Below are 14060 nucleotides of genomic sequence, written 5' to 3' on the forward strand. Positions count from 1 at the left end.
AGCCTATTTTTTCTCTTCCTGCTTTTTCTCCTTTTTCCTTGTAAGCTCGATCAGCGCCATTCTGGCACAGTCTCCCTTTCTCGTTCCAAGGTTCAAAACCCTAATATACCCGCCGTTCACATCCTTAAACCTTTCTCCTATATCCGAGAATAACTTTTTCACAGCCTCTTTGTTTCTGAGCGCGCTAAAAGCCATTCTCATAGAGTGCAGATCCTTCCTTTTAGCAAGCGTGATTAACCTTTCGGCGTAGCTTTTGAGAGCCATCGCCTTGGCTTTTGTTGTCTTTATGCTCTCGTGAATGAAAAGGGATGTAGCGAGGTTTCTAAGTAAAGCCACCCTATGGCTTTTTGTTCTGTTAAGTTTTTTTACCTTATCGAGATGTCTCATGTCCTGCTCCTTAAATCTGTTGTTTTCTCTTTTCGGCCATTCTATCCAGTTCTTCCCGGGATGGGAAGTTTTCTAAGTGCATGCCGAGCCTTAGCCCCATACTCGCGAGAATCTCTTTTATCTCGTTTAAGGACTTTCTCCCAAAATTCTTCGTTTCTAGGATCTGCTGCTCTGTCTTTTGCACAAGCTCACCTATGTACTTGATATTGGCGTTTCTTAGACAGTTAGCACTTCTTACCGAGAGCTCAAGTTCATCTACGGTTTTGAAAAGATTCTCGTTAAATTCGTACTTTTCCTTGGGTTTCTCCTCTTTTTCAATTACTTCCTCTTTCTCCTCGAAGCGGATAAATACGTTCAACTGTTCCTTGAGAATCTTTGCAGCATAAGATAACGCGTCGAGAGGGTTGATGCTCCCGTTCGTCCATATCTCCATTGTTAGTTTGTCATAGTCAGTTCTCTCACCAACCCTTGCTGGATTCACATTATAGGCAACTTTCACGATAGGGCAGAATGCAGCATCGATAGGAATTGTCCCTAATGGCTCGCCGTCCAACTTCATCTGCTCTGCCGGGACGTAACCCCTGCCATATCTTGCTTTCATAACCATGTAAAGACGACCATCACTGTTTAAAGTGGCTATATGATGATCAGGATTTATGATTTCAACTCCACCGTCGTGAATTATATCTCCAGCTTTCACCTCACAGGGTCCTTTTTTGTCTATCTTAAGCTCCTTAGTCTTTCCGTCGTTTATCCTAAGAACCACTTTCTTCAAATTGAGGACTATTTCGACCACATCTTCCTTTACGCCCCTGATGGTAGAGAATTCATGGGGAACACCCTCTATCCAGACCGAAACGATGGCAGATCCCATAATGGAGGAAAGTAAAACTCTTCTTAGTGAATTTCCGACAGTTATTCCGAAACCTCTTTCTAAGGGCTCGACTGAGAACTTGAGATAATTTGGTTCGCTCTTTTCTATGTCTAGCTTTTTTGGGGTTATAAGTTCTGTCCAGTTCTTTTCTATCATGAAATTATCCCTCCTTTAGCAAGGGAACCTAACGAGAATAAAACTCAACGATTAGCTGCTCCTTTATAGGCATCGTTATATCTTCTCTGGTAGGCATTACCCTCACCGTGGCTTTTAAATTGGCCTTATCCACGCTGAGCCATGAAGGAATCCCCCTCCTTACAACAGATTCAACGGCGTTTTTTACAGGAAGTAGATCCTTGTTCTTTATCTCTATGACATCGCCCGGTTTTACAAGGTACGAAGGGATGTTCACACACTTCCCATTCACTAGTACGTGTCTGTGGGAAACAAGCTGTCGTGCCTCCCTTCTGGAAGAGGCAAATCCACATCTGTAAACGGTGTTATCGAGCCTTCTTTCCAAAAGCACGAGGAGGTTTGTACCCACAATACCTTTCATTCTCTCTGCCATTTCAAAAAATCTTTTAAACTGCCTCTCCGTAAGCCCGTACATTCTTTTTACCTTCTGTTTCTCTCTCAGACGCATCCCATACTCCATGAACTTACCGCGCACCTCCGTATGTTGTCCGGGCGGATAATTACGCCTTTCGATCGCACATTTCTCAGTATAACACCGCTCACCTTTGAGGTAGAGCTTCATTCCTTCTCTTCTACATAGCCTGCAGACTGGTCCTGTATACCTCGCCATCTCTTTCTCCTTTAAACTCTTCTTCTTTTTGGCGGTCTACAACCGTCGTGAGGAATGGGAGTTATATCTTTTATCATGTGTATCTTCAGCCCTGCACTCTGTAGTGCTCTCAACGCAGCTTCCCTTCCTGCTCCCGGTCCTTTAATGAAGACATCCACTGTCTTCATTCCATGCTCCATAGCCTTTTTTGCAGCATCTTCTGCTGCAAGCTGTGCCGCAAAAGGTGTGCTTTTTCTTGAACCCTTAAACCCCACGACTCCGCCGCTCGACCAGGCAATGACATTCCCTTGAGGATCTGTGATAGTCACTATGGTGTTATTAAAGCTGGAGTGTATGTAGGCCGAGCCAAAAGGCACGTTCTTTTTGACCTTTTTCTTCGACGTCTTTTTAGGTTTACCCATTTTACCACCTCACTTCTTCTTCCTCATAGAACTCTTTCTTGGTCCTTTTCTCGTTCTAGCATTAGTTCTAGTTCTCTGTCCCCGAACCGGCAGACCCCGTCTGTGTCTTAGGCCCCTGTAGCATCCAATGTCCATGAGCCTTTTTATGTTCATGCTTATCTCTTTTCTTAAATCCCCTTCGATCTTATAGTTTTTCTCTATTATGTCCCTTATTTTGGCTATCTCCTCATCCTTTAAATCCTTGGTCTTTCTTGAGGGATCAATACCGGCCTGTTCTAGGATTTTACTTGCGGAAGATTTACCAATACCGAATATGTAGGTTAAAGCTATGTCTATTCGCTTTTCTTTGGGGATATCTACGCCCGCTATTCTTGCCAATTTTTCCTCCTTTAACCCTGTCTCTGCTTATGCTTGGGATTTACGCAGATTACGCGCAAAATCCCCTTTCTCTTGATTATTTTGCACTTGTCGCACCTTCTCTTAATAGATGGTCTTACCTTCATTTTTGCTCCTCATTTAACTCGACTGATTATCCTCCCCCTCGTCAGATCGTAGGGGGAAAGTTCGACTATAACTTTGTCTCCTTTGAGTATTTTAATGTAGTGCATCCTCATCTTGCCAGAAACGTGAGCGAGGACTTTGTGTCCATTTGGCAGTTCGACCCGAAACATGGCGTTTGGAAGAGGCTCTATTACGGTTCCTTCTACTTCTATTCCTTCACCTTTAGGCATAACTTCAAACCAAACTTAGAATTTCTGGACCTTTTTCAGTTATTGCCACCGTGTGTTCAAAATGGGCTGACAAGCTCATATCCTTTGCGTATGCTGTCCATCCGTTTTCGGCAATAGATATTTCATTTCTTCCCATGTTCACCATCGGCTCGATTGCTAAAACCATTCCCTTCTTTAACCTTGGTCCGGTACCTTTCTCTCCAAAATTTGGAATCTGAGGCTCCTCGTGAAGACTCCTTCCTATCCCGTGGCCTACAAACTCTTTTACAACCGAAAACCCGTTTCCTTCAACATGGGACTGGATTGCATGCGATATATCGTATAGTCTATTTCCCTCGCGTGCCATCTCTATGCCCTTAAATAACGCTTCTCTCGTAACATCGATCAGTTTCTGGGCCGCCTTTGATATCTTTCCCACACCATAAGTAACAGCCACGTCTCCATAGTAGCCTTCGTATATAACACCGAAATCGAGACTAACGATGTCTCCTTCTTTTAGAATCCTATCCGAAGGCATTCCATGCACAATCTCTTCATTAACCGACACACAAAGCATAAAAGGATAGCCGTTATAGCCTTTAAAGGCAGCTCTAACCTTCTTTAAGGCCTTTATTTTCTCCTCGCATATTTTTTCTAGTTCCTTCGTTCTTATGCCTTCTTTTATAAACTCACCAAGGTAAAGAAGTATCTCCATGGCATATTTGCTCGCTGTCCTTATCTTTTCTATCTCCTCCTCAGTTTTGAGGACTATCATTGTAAATATTATACCACCCGTGCGAGTCTGCAAGCCAGAAGCCAGCTACCTTCTTCCCCGCATCCTGGCGGTTTTTCTCACAAGGCCATCGTAATGCCTCAAAATGAGGTGAGCTTCTATCTGCTGAATCGTGTCCAAAGCGACGCCAACCACAATAAGTAGCGCTGTTCCGCCAAAGTAGAAAGGAACATTGAATTCTTTAACTAGGATTGTTGGCAAAACACACACAAAGGAGACGTAAAGGGCACCCAAAAAAGTAATTCGAGTAAGAATCCTCTCAATGTACTCTGAAGTTTTTTTACCAGGCCTAATTCCGGGAATATAACCTCCATATTTCTGAATATTTTCGGCAACGTTGTCCGGATTAAACACTATGGCGGTGTAAAAAAAGCAGAAAAAAATAATGAACCCCACGTACAGCAACTCGTGAAGAAGCGTCCCAGGAGTCAAATATTCAGCAAACTGCTTCATGTATGGATGGGGAACGAAGTTTGCAACTGTGGCAGGAAACATTATCAAGGAAGAAGCAAAGATCGGTGGGATTACTCCAGATGTGTTTATCTTAAGCGGTAAGTGAGTAGTCTGTCCTCCGTATATCCTTCTTCCCACGATCCTTTTCGCATACTGAACAGGTATCCTTCTTTGGGCTGTCTCCATGAATATTATGAAGCCCACAACGAGTAACATCATAACTATGAGGAGAGCTACTACAAACCAGTTGATTTCACCTGCAGAAACTAGCGTTAATGTCTTTGCGATGGCGTTCGGCATCCTGGCAACTATTCCAGCGAATATTATCAACGAGATCCCATTCCCTATCCCCTTTTCCGTGATCTGCTCTCCAAGCCACATAAGAAACGATGTCCCACCTGTGAGCGTAAGCATAGTCATGAATCTAAAACCCCACCCTGGGTTGTAGACGACAGGTTCACCATCTATACCTCTCATCTGTTCGAGACCTATACTTATGCCGAACCCCTGAATCAGACTTATTATAACTGTACCGTACCTCGTGTACTGCGTGATTTTCCTTCTGCCAAGCTCTCCCTCTTTTGATAGTCGCTCCAAGGACGGCACAACGACGGTGAGAAGTTGAAGTATTATGGAGGCGCTTATATACGGCATTATACCTAAGGCAAAGACGGACAGCCTTTCCAAACCACCCCCGGCAAACATATCAAGAAAGCTCAATATTGTACCTTTTGCCCTTTCGAATATCTCAGCGAGTACCCTTCCGTCTATTCCTGGCGTGGGTATATGCACCCCGATTCTATAGACGGAAAGAAGGGCTAATGTCACGAGTATCCGTCTTTTAAGCTCCGGGATTTTCCCTATGTTCCAGAAACCATTCATGAAGTTAGAACCTCTACCTTGCCCCCTTTACTCTCGATCTTCTCAATGGCTTTTTTGGAGGCCTTATGAACCTGTACGGTGATTGGAAAATCGATCTCTCCGTCAGAAAGGAGTTTTATCCCACTTTTTAATTTTTTAACGATTTTTGCACTAAGGAAGTCCTCTACTTTTACCACGTCTTTACCTTTAAATTTCGCAAGATCTCCCACCTTCACGATGGCATATTCCTTTCTGAAGGGATTTCTGAACCCCCTTTTGGGAATCCTTCTCGTAAGGGGCATCTGACCGCCTTCAAATCCCTTTCCCTTAGCTCCTCCGCTTCGGGCTTTTTGTCCCTTATTACCCCTAGTTGCGGTGGTTCCGTGACCAGAACCTGTACCTCTTCCTACCCTCTTTCTTTTTTTCCTCGACCCCTCTTTTGGCTTTAAATCCTCAAGTCTCATCTATCTCACGTCCTCCAAGACTTTGACGAGATGTATTACCTTCTTAATCATACCTCTTATTTCTGGCGTGTTTTTAAGAATCCTTTCCTCATTAAGCCTTTTAAATCCCAGACTCCTTATGGTATCCCTCTGATCTTTGGAGCGTCCTATGTAGCTTTTTGCCCATTTGACCCTCAAGTATCCCACTTTACTCCTCCTTAGGAAGCTTTCCCCTCTGTCTCAACGATTTTTCAGGGGATTTGAGCATAGAGAGACCTCGTATGGTGGCTTTAACTACATTGTGATAGTTTCTCGAACCGTAGCACTTGGTTAAAATATTCTTTATACCTGCCACCTCCACAACGGCTCTTACTGCCCTTCCAGCGATAACTCCTGTGCCTTCCCTTGCCGGTTTCATGAAAACTTTACTTGCTCCATACTTTACCATTATCGCATGAGGGATTGTACCGTTGTGGATGGGCACAGTTATCATATTCTTCTTCGCCTTTTCTAAAGCTTTTCTTATTGCGTCCGGCACCTCTCTCGCCTTCCCTAACCCGTAACCCACCCTTCCATTTCCGTCACCTACAACGACAATGGCGTTAAAACTAAATCTTCTACCGCCTTTTACGACCTTGGCAACCCTGTTTATGTAAACAAGCCGGTCTTGTATTTCAGTTTCTTCTTTTAAGTCCAAAGTGGTGTTTGCCAATTTCTAACCTCCCCTCTAAAAGATAAGCCCAGCTTCCCTTGCAGCATCTGCAAGGGCTTTTACTCTACCGTGGTATTTGAAGCCATTTCTATCAAATACTACTTTGGTTATTCCTAAGGCCAAAGCCTTCTCTGCGATCATCTTACCGACAAGTTTGGCAGCCTCTTTGTTACCTCCATTTTTTATTTCACTTCTTATGGAGGGTGTAAGCGTTGACACACCAGTGATGACCCTTCTAGACTCATCGTCTACGAGTTGGGCGTACATGTGCTTTAGGCTTTTATAAACGCACAACCTGGGCCTTTCGGCAGTCCCAAATATCTTTTTTCTAATCCTTTTATGTCTCCTTCGTCTTCTCTCTTCTTTTTCCTTCCTTTCCATCCTCGTCCTCACTTACCACCTTTGCCAGCTTTCTTTCTTAGTATTTCGTCAACATACTTTATACCTTTGTTCTTATACACGTCAGGTTTCCTTAAGGATCTGATCTTCGCCGCAACTATTCCAACAAGCTCCTTATCTATTCCTCGAACGGCAACCAAATTCTGCTTCTCCACCTCCAGCTGGATTCCTTCTGGAACTTTAAATACGATAGGATGCGAATATCCGAGATGAAAAACCACATCCTTTCCCTTCATCTCCGCCCGGTATCCAATTCCCACAATTTCTAGTTTTTTTTCGTAGCCTCTAACAACCCCTTCAACCATGTTGTTTATGAGGGTTCGCATAAGCCCATGATAGGCTTTCGTTTTTTTGTCGTCTCCATTCCTTTTCACAAACAGCTGATTACCCTCAATTGAAATCTCGAGCCCTGGAAGAATCCTACGAGAGAGACTCCCTTTTGGTCCGGAAACCACAACAAATCCGTCTTTAACCTCAATCTTTGTATTTTCGGGAATCAAAATAGGCTTTCTTCCAATCCTCGACATAGCCACCTCACCAAACATGTAGGAGGGCTTCTCCGCCTACGTTTAGTTTTCTCGCTTCAACATCACTTATTATGCCTTTGTTCGTAGAAAGGATGATGAAACCCACATGGTTTTTGAGCTTCTGTGCTTCTTTCGCGCCAACGTATATTCTTCTTCCAGGTTTACTTATCCTTTTTAACCCCGAAATTACCGATTCGCCATTTTCATCATAACCAAGGTACACTTTTATGACCTTCTTTTTGTTTTCATCCACGAAGACTTTATAATTCTTAATGTAACCTTCCTCCTTTAAGATTTTTAGTATTCCGATTTTCACGTTTGAATACGGGACATCCACGTATTCGTGCCGAGCCATAATTCCATTTCTCATTCTCGTTAACATATCGGCTATCGGATCCGTCATAACCATGGTACCCTCACCAACTCGATTTTATGACACCGGGTATTTCCCCTCTTAGGGCTAGAGTCCGAAAACATATTCTGCACATTTGGAAAAATCGGAGAAAGCCCCTTGGCCTTCCGCAAAGGGGACATCTGTTCCTCTTTCTCACCTTAAACTTAGGTTCTCTTTTTGCCTTCTCCATCATAGCCTTTCTTGCCATAACTGCCGCTCCTTTAACTTCTAAATGGCATGCCCATAAGCTTTAAAAGTTCATAAGCCTCTTCGTCCGTTTCAGCTGTTGTATTTATCGTTATATTCATTCCCCTCACCTTGTCGGTCTTATCGTAATCGACTTCGGGAAAGATTATCTGTTCTCTGAGACCGAGGGTGTAATTTCCCCTTCCATCAAACGATTTGGGAGAAACCCCTTTGAAATCCCTAACCCTCGGAAGCACTATCATTACAAGCTTATGGAAGAACTCGTACATTCTTTCCCTTCTTAAGGTTACCATACATCCTATGGGCATGCCGGCTCTGAGCTTAAAAGAGGCTATCGATTTTTTTGCCTTCGTTATGACCGGCCTCTGTCCTGTAATTAGCATTAGATCGTTTCTTGCATAATCTAAAACCTTTATGTTTTGTATAGCTTCACCGAGACCCATGTTGACAACTATTTTTTCCAGTCTCGGCACCTGCATGATATTTTTGTATCCGAACCGCTTCATCATGAGAGGTCTAACTTCCTTTTCGTAGTATTCCATGAACGGTGTCTTCAAGAAAGCCTCCTACTTATCTATGATTTCATTACACTTTTTGCAGTATCTCACCTTTCTTCCATCTTCTAGTACCTTCCTTCCAATCCTTACCGGCTTTGCACATTTTTCACAGTATATCATGACATTAGAAACGTGTATCGGGCTTTCCACCTCGAGTATCCCGCCTTTTGATTTAGCGGACGGTCTTACATGTTTTTTTACAATGTTGACCTTTTCCACTATCACCCGGTCCTTTTTTTTGAGAACCTTCAAAACCCTTCCAGTCTTGCCCTTATCCTTCCCGGCAATCACCATAACCAAATCATTCTTTTTTACATGGTAATGTTTGTTAGCCACCTTTTCCATTCTCAGACAACCTCCGGAGCAAGTGACACGATCTTTAAAAACTTTTTGGCCCGGAGTTCCCTTGCAACCGGTCCAAATATCCTTGTCCCTATTGGTTCGTTGTACTGGTTGATAATCACGGCAGAATTATCATCGAACCTAACGTAAGAGCCATCTGGTCTCCTTATCTCTTTTTTCGTTCTAACAACCACTGCTTTTACAACATCTCCCTTTTTCACCTTCGCGTTAGGTAGAGCTTCCTTTACAGAGGCCACAATTATGTCTCCTACTGTCGCGTATCTCTTCTTTGAGCCACCAAGTACCCTTATGCAACCTAGCTTTTTTGCTCCGGAGTTGTCTGCAACATCAAGCCTGGACCTCATCTGTATCATCTTTTATCACCTCTTCTGGCTGTGGCATTTGTCTTCTCTCAAGTATTTGTTTTACTAGCCATCTTTTTTCCTTGCTCAAAGGTCTTGTTTCGACAATAAGAACTTTGTCTCCTATCTGACAGCTATTGTTTTCATCATGGGCCTTGTATCTTTTTCTCTTTTTCACGTATTTTTTGTATTTCGGATGTTTGAATAGCTTTTCCACCTCAACTACTACTGTTTTCTGCATCTTGTTACTCACAACAGTTCCTATCATCTTTTTCCTCTTCGATACTTGCGTCTCCATGATTAATTTTTCCCCTTTTTCCTTCTCTCATTCAAAATGGTTTCTATCCTCGCTATATCTTTCTTCACAGCCTTTATCCTTGCCGTATTCTCCAGCTGACCTGTCGAGAGCTGGAACCTCAGATTGAAGAGTTCCTCCTTGAGATCCTTTTTCTTCTTCATTAACTCATCGTCTGTCAATTCCCTCAGTTCCCTGGCTCTCATAATTCCTCACTTCTCGAAACTATCCGAGTCTTGATAGGAAGTTTGAAGGCAGCAATCCGCAAAGCCTCCTTTGCTTTATCCTCAGGGACTCCCTTTATTTCATAAAGGATCCTTCCAGGCTTCACAACGGCCACCCAACCCTCAACAGGCCCCTTCCCTTTACCCATCCTGGTCTCTAAAGGTTTCTTCGTTATGGGTTTGTCCGGGAAAATCCGTATCCATATCTTTCCCGTCCTTTTTATAAACCTCGTTAATGCAACCCTTGCTGCCTCTATTTGCCTTGCTGTAACCCATCCGCATTCCAAAGCTTGTAATCCGTAGTCACCAAAGCTTATTCTATTCCCCCTCATTGCAAAACCCTTCATCCTTCCCTTTTGCTGCTTCCTATACTTGACCCTTTTCGGTGCTAACATCAGTACACCTCCGTAAGCACATCTCCCTTATAAATCCAAACCTTTACACCTATAACCCCGTACTTGGTTTTCGCCTCGGCAAATCCGTAGTCAATATCGGCCCTAATCGTCTGGAGTGGGACCCTACCTTCTCTGTACCATTCTGATCTTGCTATCTCAGCCCCGGCAAGTCTCCCGGAACACATGATCTTTATCCCCTTTGCCCCAAACTTGAGCGCTTGACTTACGTGGCGTTTCATCGCCCTTCGGAAAGAGACTCTCCTCTCAATCTGCAAAGCCACGTTTTCCGCAACAAGCTGAGCATCTATTTCTGGCCTCTTCACCTCTATTATGTTGAGGATAAGCTCTTTGTCTGTTATCTTCAAAAGCTCCTTCTTTATGTTCTCAATCTCTGCACCCTTCCGACCTATGACAAGGCCAGGCCTTGCGGCATAGATGTTAATCTTGGCCCTTCTGTCCTTGTTAGCTGCCCTCTCTATCTCGATCCGTGAAATTCCTGCGGCGTAGAGTCTCTGCTTTAAAAATCTTTTTATCCTTATGTCCTCATGTAAAAACTTTGCGTAGTTTTGGGAGGCAAACCATTTAGAAGTCCATGTCTTTATTATGCCTAGACGAAATCCATAAGGGTGCGTTTTCTGGCCCATCTAACCTCCAAGTATCACGATTCTTCAAGAATTACCGTTATATGACTCGTTCTCTTCCTCACCATAGTTGCCCTTCCCAAAGCCCTAGGAATATACCTTTTAAGCATAGGTCCCCCGTCCACGATCACATTTTTCACTTGTAGGCTATCTATATCGACATACTTTCTTTGCCTTGCATTGGCAATGGCACTGTCAAGGACTTTTTTTAGTATCCTTGAGGCCTTATTCGGCAGACAGCTTAGAATACCGGATGCCGTGTTTATGTTCTTTTTCTTTATGAGCTCTGCCACAAGCCTCATCTTTGTCGGGGAAATTCGAACGTATCTTGCCCTTGCAACTATTTCCATTTTTCTATTCCTTCCTCTTTACAACTTTAGCTTTTCTATCTCCGGAATGACCGTGAAATGTCCTAGTTGGCGCAAACTCACCAAGCTTATGACCTACCATCTCTTCAGTCACAAATACGGGAATGAACTTCTTTCCATTGTGAACAGCAAATGTGAGCCCAACAAACTCAGGTATGATCGTCGATCTCCTAGACCACGTTTTTATCACCTTCGTTGTCTTGGACTCCTTTGCCTCTAGTGCTTTTTTCAATAATTTCGGATCAACGTAAGGACCCTTTTTCAGTGACCTCGGCATACCGAATCTCCTACCCCCTAAGCTTTATTATGAACTTATCTGTTCTTTTGTTCCTACGGGTCTTTAATCCCTTGGCCAGCTGACCCCAGGGAGAGCAGGGGTGCCTCCCACCTTTCGAACGACCCTCGCCACCTCCGTGCGGGTGGTCAACAGGGTTCATGGCGGTACCTCTCACAGTTGGTCTTATACCGAGCCATCTCGATCTTCCGGCCTTCCCTATGGTCACATTTTCATGGTCTAAGTTTCCCACTTGGCCTATGGTGGCCATGCAATTAAGGTGGATAAGTCTTATACCACCTGAGGGTAGACGGACCTGTGCATAATTCCCTTCCTTTGCGAGGATCTGCCCATAAGCACCTGCACTTCTAGCTATTTGTCCTCCTTTGCCTGGCTTAAGCTCGATATTGTGTATCATAGTGCCTACAGGAATATACCTCAATGGCATACAGTTTCCTTCCTTTATCTCCACGTCCGGTTTTTTGCTTGAGATTATTGTATCTCCAACCTTCAATCCAAGAGGAGCTAAAATGTATCTTTTTTCCCCGTCCAAATAGTGTATGAGCGCTATGTTTGCTGACCTATTAGGGTCATATTCGATGCTAAAAACCTTTCCCGGAATATCGAACTTATCCCTTTTGAAATCTATGATCCTGTATTTCCTCTTATGACCCCCTCCGATGTGTCTTGTTGTTATTCTTCCAAGATTATTCCTGCCTCCTGTCTTTTTAAGTGGGACTGTCAGAGACTTTTCAGGTTCCTTCTTCGTTATCTCTTCAAATGTTAAAACACTCATGAACCTTCTTCCGGGAGACGTCGGTTTGTACTGTCTAATACCCATTTAGGCCCCCTCAAAAATTGGAATCTTGTCCTCCGGGCTAACCTTCACTATGGCTTTCTTCCAGTTTCGTCTTCTACCGATAATCCTTCCTACCCTTCTTTCCTTCCCTTTCATGTTTATAATCCTTACCGAGAGTACCTTTACCTTAAAAAGGTTCTCTATAGCCCTTTTTACTTCTATTTTGTTTGCGTCCTTTCTCACCTCGAAGACGTACTGGTTGTTAAGGTCTTTGATGTTAGTGCTCTTTTCGGTTATTATGGGTCTTATGATTATATCATATTCGTTCATGCCAACACCTCTTCAGTCTTCCTTAGAGCATCCAACGTGAAGATGAGTTGCTCGTGTCTTATCACATCGTAAACATTAAGTCCTTCCACCCGTAAAACTTTGACATATGGGATGTTCCTTGCCGATTTTTCGATCTTCTCGTCCTTTTTGTCAATCACAAAGAGGGGCTTTGTGAGATTAAAGGTCTTTATTATGTTATAGAAACTCTTCGTGCTTATCTTTTCGAGTTCGATTTTATCTATAACCTTCATGTTGGCTTCTTTGAAAGTTGCAGAAAGAGCCGATTTTAAGGCGTACCTTCTCGCCTTTTTTGGGATTTTATACGCGTAGCTTCTGGGGTGGGGACCAAAAACCTTTCCCCCTCCCACATGGAGCGGAGAAGTTATAGAACCCTGTCTTGACCGTCCGGTTCCTTTCTGTCTATAAAGCTTCCTTCCACTACCACTAACTTCCCCTCGTGTTTTCGTCGATGCTGTTCCCCTTCTTTTTGACGCAAGTTGCATTCTTACTACCTCATGGATCAGGTAGGGTTTGATTTCAACGTTAAAGACTTCATCCTTTATCTCTATCTCACCAATTTTTTCCCCTTTGATATTGTAAAGGTCGCACAACGCCATGGCTTTTGCCCCTTTTACGATTTTATCTCCACATCCACGCTTGGAGAAAGCTCAAGCTTCATCAGCGCGTCAATTGTCTGCTGAGTTGGCTCGATTATGTCAATAAGCCTTTTGTGAGTTCTAATTTCGAATTGTTCTCTCGATTTTTTGTCGATATGTGGGGATCTTAGGACACAGAACCGCTGGATTCTTGTGGGAAGTGGTACGGGACCCACGATCTGTGCCCCGGTCTTTTTAGCAGCTTCCACAATTTCTCTTACGGATTGATCTAAAACCCTATGATCGAATGCCTTAAGACAAATCCTGATCCTTCTCATCTTTTACTCCAATATCTCCGTCACAACCCCTGCACCTACTGTCTTTCCACCCTCACGGATCGCGAATCTTAGCTCTTTTTCTAGAGCAATGGGGGTTATGAGTTCCACTGTGAGAGTCACATTATCTCCTGGCATGACCATCTCCACACCATCTGGAAGCTTAACAACTCCTGTAACGTCTGTAGTTCTGAAGTAGAACTGCGGTCTATAGCCTGTAAAGAAAGGAGTGTGGCGACCTCCCTCTTCCTTTGTGAGTACGTATACCTCACATTTGAACTTCGTATGGGGTGTGATAGAACCTGGTTTTGCAAGAACCTGTCCACGCTCAACCTCATCCTTTTTAACACCACGGAGTAAAACTCCTATGTTATCACCTGCTATACCCTGATCTAAAACCTTTCTGAACATCTCTATAGATGTGGCAACGGTCTTTATGGTTGGACGGAAACCAACCACTTCTACCTCATCTCCAGGCTTTATGGTACCCCTTTCAACCCTTCCTGTTACAACCGTTCCTCTTCCTGAGATTGAGAATACGTCCTCAATGGGCATAAGGAAAGGTTTGTCTATGTC

At 43.6% G+C, this 14060-nt stretch carries 30 protein-coding genes; all 30 read right to left on the reverse strand.

The genetic code is table 11. From position 1 onward, the window contains the following. Positions 1–3 precede the first annotated feature (3 nt). Positions 4–387, reverse strand: a complete 384-nt coding sequence (rplQ, locus tag NZ583_06855; GenBank protein ID MCS7281328.1) for a 50S ribosomal protein L17 — start codon at positions 385–387, stop codon at positions 4–6. A gap of 10 nt (positions 388–397) precedes the next feature. Continuing rightward, positions 398–1417: a DNA-directed RNA polymerase subunit alpha gene (locus NZ583_06860; protein MCS7281329.1), complete on the reverse strand. Its 1020-nt coding sequence runs from the start codon at positions 1415–1417 to the stop codon at positions 398–400. 28 nt (positions 1418–1445) lie between these two features. After that, a complete protein-coding gene (gene rpsD / locus NZ583_06865; GenBank protein ID MCS7281330.1) occupies positions 1446–2066 on the reverse strand; it encodes a 30S ribosomal protein S4 in 621 nt (206 codons plus the stop codon). An 11-nt stretch (positions 2067–2077) separates the two neighbouring features. After that, positions 2078–2467, reverse strand: coding sequence for a 30S ribosomal protein S11 (gene rpsK, locus NZ583_06870; protein ID MCS7281331.1), 390 nt, complete (start codon positions 2465–2467; stop codon positions 2078–2080). 9 nt (positions 2468–2476) lie between these two features. Continuing rightward, positions 2477–2845 carry a 30S ribosomal protein S13 gene (gene rpsM, locus NZ583_06875; protein MCS7281332.1) on the reverse strand — a complete coding sequence of 123 codons (369 nt, stop codon included), beginning with the start codon at positions 2843–2845 and terminating at the stop codon, positions 2477–2479. A gap of 11 nt (positions 2846–2856) precedes the next feature. Next, complete coding sequence (rpmJ, locus tag NZ583_06880) at positions 2857–2970, reverse strand: 50S ribosomal protein L36 (protein MCS7281333.1); 114 nt, start codon at positions 2968–2970, stop codon at positions 2857–2859. A gap of 9 nt (positions 2971–2979) precedes the next feature. Beyond that, entirely contained in the window at positions 2980–3198 is a 219-nt protein-coding gene (gene infA / locus NZ583_06885; GenBank protein ID MCS7281334.1) for a translation initiation factor IF-1, read from the reverse strand. A 4-nt stretch (positions 3199–3202) separates the two neighbouring features. Then, on the reverse strand, positions 3203–3952 hold the full coding sequence (gene map, locus NZ583_06890; GenBank protein MCS7281335.1) for a type I methionyl aminopeptidase: 750 nt from the start codon (positions 3950–3952) through the stop codon (positions 3203–3205). A 45-nt stretch (positions 3953–3997) separates the two neighbouring features. Beyond that, positions 3998–5305 carry a preprotein translocase subunit SecY gene (secY, locus tag NZ583_06895; protein ID MCS7281336.1) on the reverse strand — a complete coding sequence of 436 codons (1308 nt, stop codon included), beginning with the start codon at positions 5303–5305 and terminating at the stop codon, positions 3998–4000. Next, positions 5302–5748 (reverse strand): 50S ribosomal protein L15, encoded by a 447-nt coding sequence (gene rplO, locus NZ583_06900; protein ID MCS7281337.1) that lies wholly within the window; start codon positions 5746–5748, stop codon positions 5302–5304. The genes secY and rplO overlap by 4 nt, the downstream gene beginning before the upstream one ends. Continuing rightward, the gene (gene rpmD, locus NZ583_06905; protein MCS7281338.1) at positions 5749–5934 is read right to left on the reverse strand and encodes a 50S ribosomal protein L30; all 186 of its coding nucleotides are present in this window, start codon (positions 5932–5934) and stop codon (positions 5749–5751) included. A gap of 1 nt (position 5935) precedes the next feature. Further along, a complete protein-coding gene (gene rpsE, locus NZ583_06910) occupies positions 5936–6439 on the reverse strand; it encodes a 30S ribosomal protein S5 (GenBank protein MCS7281339.1) in 504 nt (167 codons plus the stop codon). A 15-nt stretch (positions 6440–6454) separates the two neighbouring features. After that, positions 6455–6820, reverse strand: a complete 366-nt coding sequence (gene rplR, locus NZ583_06915) for a 50S ribosomal protein L18 (protein MCS7281340.1) — start codon at positions 6818–6820, stop codon at positions 6455–6457. Between the two features lie 8 nt (positions 6821–6828). Beyond that, positions 6829–7365, reverse strand: a complete 537-nt coding sequence (gene rplF / locus NZ583_06920) for a 50S ribosomal protein L6 (GenBank protein ID MCS7281341.1) — start codon at positions 7363–7365, stop codon at positions 6829–6831. A gap of 7 nt (positions 7366–7372) precedes the next feature. Continuing rightward, positions 7373–7774 (reverse strand): 30S ribosomal protein S8, encoded by a 402-nt coding sequence (gene rpsH / locus NZ583_06925; protein ID MCS7281342.1) that lies wholly within the window; start codon positions 7772–7774, stop codon positions 7373–7375. 7 nt (positions 7775–7781) lie between these two features. Next, positions 7782–7967, reverse strand: a complete 186-nt coding sequence (locus tag NZ583_06930) for a type Z 30S ribosomal protein S14 (GenBank protein MCS7281343.1) — start codon at positions 7965–7967, stop codon at positions 7782–7784. A 13-nt stretch (positions 7968–7980) separates the two neighbouring features. Continuing rightward, positions 7981–8508, reverse strand: coding sequence for a 50S ribosomal protein L5 (gene rplE / locus NZ583_06935; protein MCS7281344.1), 528 nt, complete (start codon positions 8506–8508; stop codon positions 7981–7983). Positions 8509–8532: 24 nt separating this feature from the next. Beyond that, positions 8533–8868 carry a 50S ribosomal protein L24 gene (gene rplX / locus NZ583_06940; protein MCS7281345.1) on the reverse strand — a complete coding sequence of 112 codons (336 nt, stop codon included), beginning with the start codon at positions 8866–8868 and terminating at the stop codon, positions 8533–8535. A gap of 2 nt (positions 8869–8870) precedes the next feature. Beyond that, positions 8871–9239 carry a 50S ribosomal protein L14 gene (gene rplN, locus NZ583_06945; protein MCS7281346.1) on the reverse strand — a complete coding sequence of 123 codons (369 nt, stop codon included), beginning with the start codon at positions 9237–9239 and terminating at the stop codon, positions 8871–8873. Next, complete coding sequence (rpsQ, locus tag NZ583_06950) at positions 9214–9525, reverse strand: 30S ribosomal protein S17 (protein MCS7281347.1); 312 nt, start codon at positions 9523–9525, stop codon at positions 9214–9216. Before rpsQ ends, rplN begins: the two co-directional genes overlap by 26 nt. Positions 9526–9527: 2 nt before the next feature. After that, a complete protein-coding gene (rpmC, locus tag NZ583_06955) occupies positions 9528–9728 on the reverse strand; it encodes a 50S ribosomal protein L29 (protein ID MCS7281348.1) in 201 nt (66 codons plus the stop codon). After that, complete coding sequence (gene rplP / locus NZ583_06960; GenBank protein ID MCS7281349.1) at positions 9725–10141, reverse strand: 50S ribosomal protein L16; 417 nt, start codon at positions 10139–10141, stop codon at positions 9725–9727. The genes rpmC and rplP overlap by 4 nt, the downstream gene beginning before the upstream one ends. Continuing rightward, positions 10141–10785 (reverse strand): 30S ribosomal protein S3, encoded by a 645-nt coding sequence (gene rpsC, locus NZ583_06965; protein MCS7281350.1) that lies wholly within the window; start codon positions 10783–10785, stop codon positions 10141–10143. Before rpsC ends, rplP begins: the two co-directional genes overlap by 1 nt. Before the next feature lie 14 nt (positions 10786–10799). Then, positions 10800–11132: a 50S ribosomal protein L22 gene (gene rplV / locus NZ583_06970; protein ID MCS7281351.1), complete on the reverse strand. Its 333-nt coding sequence runs from the start codon at positions 11130–11132 to the stop codon at positions 10800–10802. Between the two features lie 4 nt (positions 11133–11136). Further along, positions 11137–11427, reverse strand: coding sequence for a 30S ribosomal protein S19 (gene rpsS / locus NZ583_06975; GenBank protein ID MCS7281352.1), 291 nt, complete (start codon positions 11425–11427; stop codon positions 11137–11139). 10 nt (positions 11428–11437) lie between these two features. Beyond that, positions 11438–12265: a 50S ribosomal protein L2 gene (rplB, locus tag NZ583_06980; protein ID MCS7281353.1), complete on the reverse strand. Its 828-nt coding sequence runs from the start codon at positions 12263–12265 to the stop codon at positions 11438–11440. Beyond that, a complete protein-coding gene (gene rplW / locus NZ583_06985) occupies positions 12266–12553 on the reverse strand; it encodes a 50S ribosomal protein L23 (GenBank protein MCS7281354.1) in 288 nt (95 codons plus the stop codon). After that, complete coding sequence (rplD, locus tag NZ583_06990; protein ID MCS7281355.1) at positions 12550–13170, reverse strand: 50S ribosomal protein L4; 621 nt, start codon at positions 13168–13170, stop codon at positions 12550–12552. Before rplD ends, rplW begins: the two co-directional genes overlap by 4 nt. A gap of 14 nt (positions 13171–13184) precedes the next feature. Further along, positions 13185–13487: a 30S ribosomal protein S10 gene (gene rpsJ / locus NZ583_06995; protein ID MCS7281356.1), complete on the reverse strand. Its 303-nt coding sequence runs from the start codon at positions 13485–13487 to the stop codon at positions 13185–13187. Between the two features lie 3 nt (positions 13488–13490). Continuing rightward, a partial coding sequence (locus NZ583_07000) for an EF-Tu/IF-2/RF-3 family GTPase (GenBank protein MCS7281357.1) occupies positions 13491–14060 on the reverse strand: 570 nt, incomplete at its 5' end.

Source organism: Thermodesulfobacteriota bacterium (assembly GCA_025062045.1).
In the GTDB taxonomy this organism is placed as follows: Bacteria; Desulfobacterota; Syntrophorhabdia; order Syntrophorhabdales; family JANXAF01; genus JANXAF01.

What these genes read in the sequence shown, in the direction of transcription:
- rplQ (MCS7281328.1), bottom strand. Translation starts at nt 387, where the DNA reads ATGAGACATCTCGATAAGGTAAAAAAACTTAACAGAACAAAAAGCCAT.
- NZ583_06860 (MCS7281329.1), bottom strand. Translation starts at nt 1,417, where the DNA reads ATGATAGAAAAGAACTGGACAGAACTTATAACCCCAAAAAAGCTAGAC.
- rpsD (MCS7281330.1), bottom strand. Translation starts at nt 2,066, where the DNA reads ATGGCGAGGTATACAGGACCAGTCTGCAGGCTATGTAGAAGAGAAGGA.
- rpsK (MCS7281331.1), bottom strand. Translation starts at nt 2,467, where the DNA reads ATGGGTAAACCTAAAAAGACGTCGAAGAAAAAGGTCAAAAAGAACGTG.
- rpmJ (MCS7281333.1), bottom strand. Translation starts at nt 2,970, where the DNA reads ATGAAGGTAAGACCATCTATTAAGAGAAGGTGCGACAAGTGCAAAATA.
- infA (MCS7281334.1), bottom strand. Translation starts at nt 3,198, where the DNA reads ATGCCTAAAGGTGAAGGAATAGAAGTAGAAGGAACCGTAATAGAGCCT.
- map (MCS7281335.1), bottom strand. Translation starts at nt 3,952, where the DNA reads ATGATAGTCCTCAAAACTGAGGAGGAGATAGAAAAGATAAGGACAGCG.
- secY (MCS7281336.1), bottom strand. Translation starts at nt 5,305, where the DNA reads ATGAATGGTTTCTGGAACATAGGGAAAATCCCGGAGCTTAAAAGACGG.
- rplO (MCS7281337.1), bottom strand. Translation starts at nt 5,748, where the DNA reads ATGAGACTTGAGGATTTAAAGCCAAAAGAGGGGTCGAGGAAAAAAAGA.
- rplR (MCS7281340.1), bottom strand. Translation starts at nt 6,820, where the DNA reads ATGGAAAGGAAGGAAAAAGAAGAGAGAAGACGAAGGAGACATAAAAGG.
- rplF (MCS7281341.1), bottom strand. Translation starts at nt 7,365, where the DNA reads ATGTCGAGGATTGGAAGAAAGCCTATTTTGATTCCCGAAAATACAAAG.
- rpsH (MCS7281342.1), bottom strand. Translation starts at nt 7,774, where the DNA reads ATGGTTATGACGGATCCGATAGCCGATATGTTAACGAGAATGAGAAAT.
- NZ583_06930 (MCS7281343.1), bottom strand. Translation starts at nt 7,967, where the DNA reads ATGGCAAGAAAGGCTATGATGGAGAAGGCAAAAAGAGAACCTAAGTTT.
- rplE (MCS7281344.1), bottom strand. Translation starts at nt 8,508, where the DNA reads ATGGAATACTACGAAAAGGAAGTTAGACCTCTCATGATGAAGCGGTTC.
- rplX (MCS7281345.1), bottom strand. Translation starts at nt 8,868, where the DNA reads ATGGAAAAGGTGGCTAACAAACATTACCATGTAAAAAAGAATGATTTG.
- rplN (MCS7281346.1), bottom strand. Translation starts at nt 9,239, where the DNA reads ATGATACAGATGAGGTCCAGGCTTGATGTTGCAGACAACTCCGGAGCA.
- rpsQ (MCS7281347.1), bottom strand. Translation starts at nt 9,525, where the DNA reads ATGGAGACGCAAGTATCGAAGAGGAAAAAGATGATAGGAACTGTTGTG.
- rpmC (MCS7281348.1), bottom strand. Translation starts at nt 9,728, where the DNA reads ATGAGAGCCAGGGAACTGAGGGAATTGACAGACGATGAGTTAATGAAG.
- rplP (MCS7281349.1), bottom strand. Translation starts at nt 10,141, where the DNA reads ATGTTAGCACCGAAAAGGGTCAAGTATAGGAAGCAGCAAAAGGGAAGG.
- rpsC (MCS7281350.1), bottom strand. Translation starts at nt 10,785, where the DNA reads ATGGGCCAGAAAACGCACCCTTATGGATTTCGTCTAGGCATAATAAAG.
- rplV (MCS7281351.1), bottom strand. Translation starts at nt 11,132, where the DNA reads ATGGAAATAGTTGCAAGGGCAAGATACGTTCGAATTTCCCCGACAAAG.
- rpsS (MCS7281352.1), bottom strand. Translation starts at nt 11,427, where the DNA reads ATGCCGAGGTCACTGAAAAAGGGTCCTTACGTTGATCCGAAATTATTG.
- rplB (MCS7281353.1), bottom strand. Translation starts at nt 12,265, where the DNA reads ATGGGTATTAGACAGTACAAACCGACGTCTCCCGGAAGAAGGTTCATG.
- rplW (MCS7281354.1), bottom strand. Translation starts at nt 12,553, where the DNA reads ATGAACGAATATGATATAATCATAAGACCCATAATAACCGAAAAGAGC.
- rplD (MCS7281355.1), bottom strand. Translation starts at nt 13,170, where the DNA reads ATGGCGTTGTGCGACCTTTACAATATCAAAGGGGAAAAAATTGGTGAG.
- rpsJ (MCS7281356.1), bottom strand. Translation starts at nt 13,487, where the DNA reads ATGAGAAGGATCAGGATTTGTCTTAAGGCATTCGATCATAGGGTTTTA.